The following is a 3,344-nucleotide window of genomic DNA, read 5'->3' as shown; positions in this document are numbered from 1 at the left end:
CCTCTGTGTTCGCGCCCGCCTGTCGCTCCAGATCGGCACGCGCGCTTGCGATCATCTCTTCGGTGTAAGGCACACCGACAGTAGCGTTGACACGCAGGCGCTCCGAAATGTCGTCATAGTCGAGTTCGCGCTGAGCCAGGAACGGATAGCCCGGCATCACCGATTCCGGTACGACCGATCGAGGATCGACCATATGCGCGCGATGCCACTCGTCCGAATACTTGCCCCCGACCCGCGCGAGATCGGGGCCCGTGCGCTTAGAGCCCCCTTGGAAGGGGTGGTCGTACATGCTCTCGGCGGCAAGGCTGTAATGGCCGTAGCGCTCGACCTCGTCCTTGAGGGAGCGGATCATCTGACTGTGGCAGGTGTAGCACCCTTCGCGGATATAGATGTCGCGTCCGACGAGCTCCAGCGGCGTGTAGGGCCGCATGCCTTGCACCTTCTCGATGGTCGAGCTCAGCCAAAACAGCGGCGCGATCTCGACCAGGCCGCCGATGGCGACCACCACGAGAATGCCGATCAGGAGAACGATCGAGCTCTTCTCGAAGATTTGGTGTTTTGCCCAGCTCATATGACCCTCTATTCCGCCGGCGCCACGTATTCGCCGGGCCGGTATTCGGGGGCGGCGGCGACCCGCGGCTGCTCCGCCGCGTCCACCGGCTGATCGCCACGGACCGTGCGCCACAAATTGTAGGACATGAGTACCGCGCCGATGAGGAACAGCAATCCGCCGGTCGCCCGGATCACGTAGAACGGATGCATCGCCTCTACGGTCTCGACGAAGGAATATTCGAGGAAGCCGAGCGAGTCGTAGGCCCGCCACATCAACCCTTGCAGGATGCCCGACACCCACATGGAGGTGATGTAGAGCACGATGCCGAGCGTCGAGATCCAGAAGTGCCACTCGACGAGACGTTGCGAATAGAGCGCCTTGCGATGCCACAGCCACGGCACCAGGCAATAGAGCGCGCCGAAGGTGATATAGGCGACCCAGCCCAGCGCGCCCGAATGCACGTGGCCGATGGTCCAGTCGGTGTAGTGCGACAGCGCATTCACCGATTTGATGCTCATCAGCGGCCCTTCGAAGGTCGACATGCCGTAGAAGGCCACCGCCACGGCGAGCATGCGGATCACCGGGTCCGTCCTAAGCTTGTCCCAGGCGCCGGACAGCGTCATCAGCCCGTTGATCATGCCGCCCCAGGACGGCATCCACAGAATAATGGAGAAGGTCATGCCGAGCGTCTGCGCCCAATCCGGGAGCGCCGAATAGTGCAGATGGTGCGGGCCCGCCCAAATGTAGATGAAGATCAGCGACCAGAAATGGACCACCGAAAGCCGGTAGGAGTAGATCGGCCGCTCGGCGCGCTTCGGCACGAAGTAATACATCATGCCGAGGAAGCCCGCGGTGAGGAAGAAGCCCACCGCGTTGTGGCCGTACCACCACTGGGTCATGGCGTCCTGCACGCCGGAATAGATGATGTAGCTCTTCGAGCCCACCAGCGACATCGGCACCGCCAGATTGTTGACGATGTGCAGCATGGCGACGGTGACGATGAACGCCAGGTAGAACCAGTTGGCGACGTAGATATGGGGCTCGCGCCGTTTGGCGATGGTGCCCACGAAGACGAGGAAATAGACGACCCAAACGATGGTGAGCCAAATGTCCACGTACCATTCGGGCTCCGCATATTCCTTCGACTGGGTGACGCCGAGGACGTAGCCGGTGGCCGCGAGCACGATGAACAGCTGATAACCCCAGAACACGAACCACGGCGACCACTTGCCGGCGAGCCGCGCGCGGCAGGTGCGCTGCACCACATAGAACGACGTGGCGATCAGCGCGTTGCCGCCGAAGGCGAAGATCACGGCCGAGGTGTGCACGGGCCTCAAGCGGCCGAAATTCGTCCACGGCAGATCGAAGTTGAAGACGGGATAAGCAAGCTGCCAGGCGATGACATCGCCAACGATGAAGCCCGCAAGCCCCCAGAACATGGTGGCGATGACGCCCGCCCGGACCACGCCGTCGGCGTAGCCTGTCCCCTCATCGGGCGCCCGCCCGTCGATGATCTGGGTGAGCATGAAAAGGAAAGCGAGCGCCGCCGCGCCCAAAAGGACGCAGCCGTGAAAGGCGATGACCCGGTCCTCGCCGGCCAGCGCCAGGATGAGGCCGACGATGACGCAAAGAGCCGCCGCGCCCAGCGCCAGAAAATCCGAAAGAGCCTTCCACTCGTCACGCGCGAGCATGGCAGTCATGGCTTCACCCCTCTTTCCCTGAGAGATGCGCCACCGGGCCCGGCCGAACCTTGACAAAGATCAAACTGAGGGCGCTGCCCCCTGCGACACAGAATCCTGGCTCGGGAGAAGTCTCTCGCCTCAAAGGCGAGTTTCGCGCCCGAGGACAACCTGGAGACCCGGGGCGACCAGAGGGAAGCATCTTCCTCTCGGCGCCGCCGCGGCCTATGATCAGGACAGTCTCAAGTGGGGTTCCATGCGGTTTCTTCTCGGTATCCTCGTCGGCGTCGTGCTCACGGTCATCGTGGTCTATGCCCTCGATCTGGGGACGGACGGCGAGGCGCAAAAGAACATCGTCAATTGGGATGTGGTCGGCGAGAAGCTCGGCGTCCTGACCGCCCAAGCCCGCGAGGTCTGGGCAGACTTCACCCGCGAGATGACCGGCCCGCCGTAGGCCATAGGCCCCTACCCCTTAATCAGGCGCTCTTGGAGTTTCACTTTCTCGACAGGGGGCGGCTTCTGCAGCTTGTCCTCGCGCGAGCCTTTCGGATGTGAGCTCGATTTCTGGACCGCGCTCGTCGCAACCATGTTCATGCCGACCAGGAACGCGGCCCCGCTGCCGATCACGATGGCGATGGCGAGCCCGCGCAACGCCGCCCTGAGATTTTCCCGTCGCGCCGATTGTTGCATCCTAACGGTTCGATTGATGTAGGCCAGGAACGCGCTGAGCAAGGCCGCGATCGCCCCGCTCGAGAAGAACAGCATCGCCGCGGCGACCTTCCGGTCCACCGTGCCCTCAGGCGCTTGCGCCATGACGGCCAGTAGAATGAGGGCCGCGGCGCCGTTGAGCAGGATCAGGAAAGACAGCGCCCGGCCGGCAAACCGATTGCGCTCGCGCTCGACGAAGGCGCGGTCGAAGTCTACTTCGGGGGTCGTTCGGGTCCGGGTAGCCATTCTCACCCTCTAGGCCGATAGGCGGTTTTGGCGGAGACGGGGGGATTCGAACCCCCGATACGGCTTTTGACCGTATAACGGTTTAGCAAACCGCCGCCTTCAGCCTCTCGGCCACGTCTCCGTTGACGCAAAGCCTTACTGATCCGCTCGAAGGCGGT

Annotated in this window: 4 protein-coding genes and 1 tRNA gene; 1 reads left to right on the top strand and 4 read right to left on the bottom strand. The window is 63.0% G+C overall.

The window, feature by feature from the left end:
• Together ccoO and ccoN are read right to left on the bottom strand one after the other, a co-directional pair.
• Positions 1 to 571: cytochrome-c oxidase, cbb3-type subunit II (ccoO, locus tag ACSLE4_RS14240; RefSeq protein ID WP_435905091.1), on the bottom strand; the 571-nt coding region annotated here is incomplete at its 3' end.
• A gap of 8 nt (positions 572 to 579) precedes the next feature.
• Positions 580 to 2,253 carry a cytochrome-c oxidase, cbb3-type subunit I gene (gene ccoN, locus ACSLE4_RS14235; protein ID WP_435905090.1) on the bottom strand — a complete coding sequence of 558 codons (1,674 nt, stop codon included), beginning with the start codon at positions 2,251 to 2,253 and terminating at the stop codon, positions 580 to 582.
• 235 nt (positions 2,254 to 2,488) lie between these two features.
• Between ccoN and ACSLE4_RS14230 the strand changes: the two genes are divergently transcribed.
• Positions 2,489 to 2,686, top strand: coding sequence for a hypothetical protein (locus tag ACSLE4_RS14230; RefSeq protein WP_435905089.1), 198 nt, complete (start codon positions 2,489 to 2,491; stop codon positions 2,684 to 2,686).
• Between the two features lie 11 nt (positions 2,687 to 2,697).
• On the opposite strand, the gene ACSLE4_RS14225 is transcribed toward ACSLE4_RS14230, so the two are convergent.
• A complete protein-coding gene (locus ACSLE4_RS14225; protein ID WP_435905088.1) occupies positions 2,698 to 3,186 on the bottom strand; it encodes a hypothetical protein in 489 nt (162 codons plus the stop codon).
• Between the two features lie 28 nt (positions 3,187 to 3,214).
• Positions 3,215 to 3,307: transfer RNA gene (locus tag ACSLE4_RS14220), tRNA-Ser, on the bottom strand.
• Between the last annotated feature and the right edge of the window lie 37 nt (positions 3,308 to 3,344).

Origin of the sequence: Methyloceanibacter sp. (assembly GCF_051306395.1) — a bacterium.
Lineage (GTDB): Bacteria > Pseudomonadota > Alphaproteobacteria > Rhizobiales > Methyloligellaceae > Methyloceanibacter.
The sequence above is the reverse complement of the archived record's forward strand: the minus strand, read 5'-3'. Positions and strand labels throughout refer to the sequence as shown.

Coding starts and splice junctions, on each gene's coding strand:
- ccoN (WP_435905090.1), bottom strand. CDS start 2,253: ATGACTGCCATGCTCGCGCGTGACGAGTGGAAGGCTCTTTCGGATTTT.
- ACSLE4_RS14225 (WP_435905088.1), bottom strand. CDS start 3,186: ATGGCTACCCGGACCCGAACGACCCCCGAAGTAGACTTCGACCGCGCC.
- ACSLE4_RS14230 (WP_435905089.1), top strand. CDS start 2,489: ATGCGGTTTCTTCTCGGTATCCTCGTCGGCGTCGTGCTCACGGTCATC.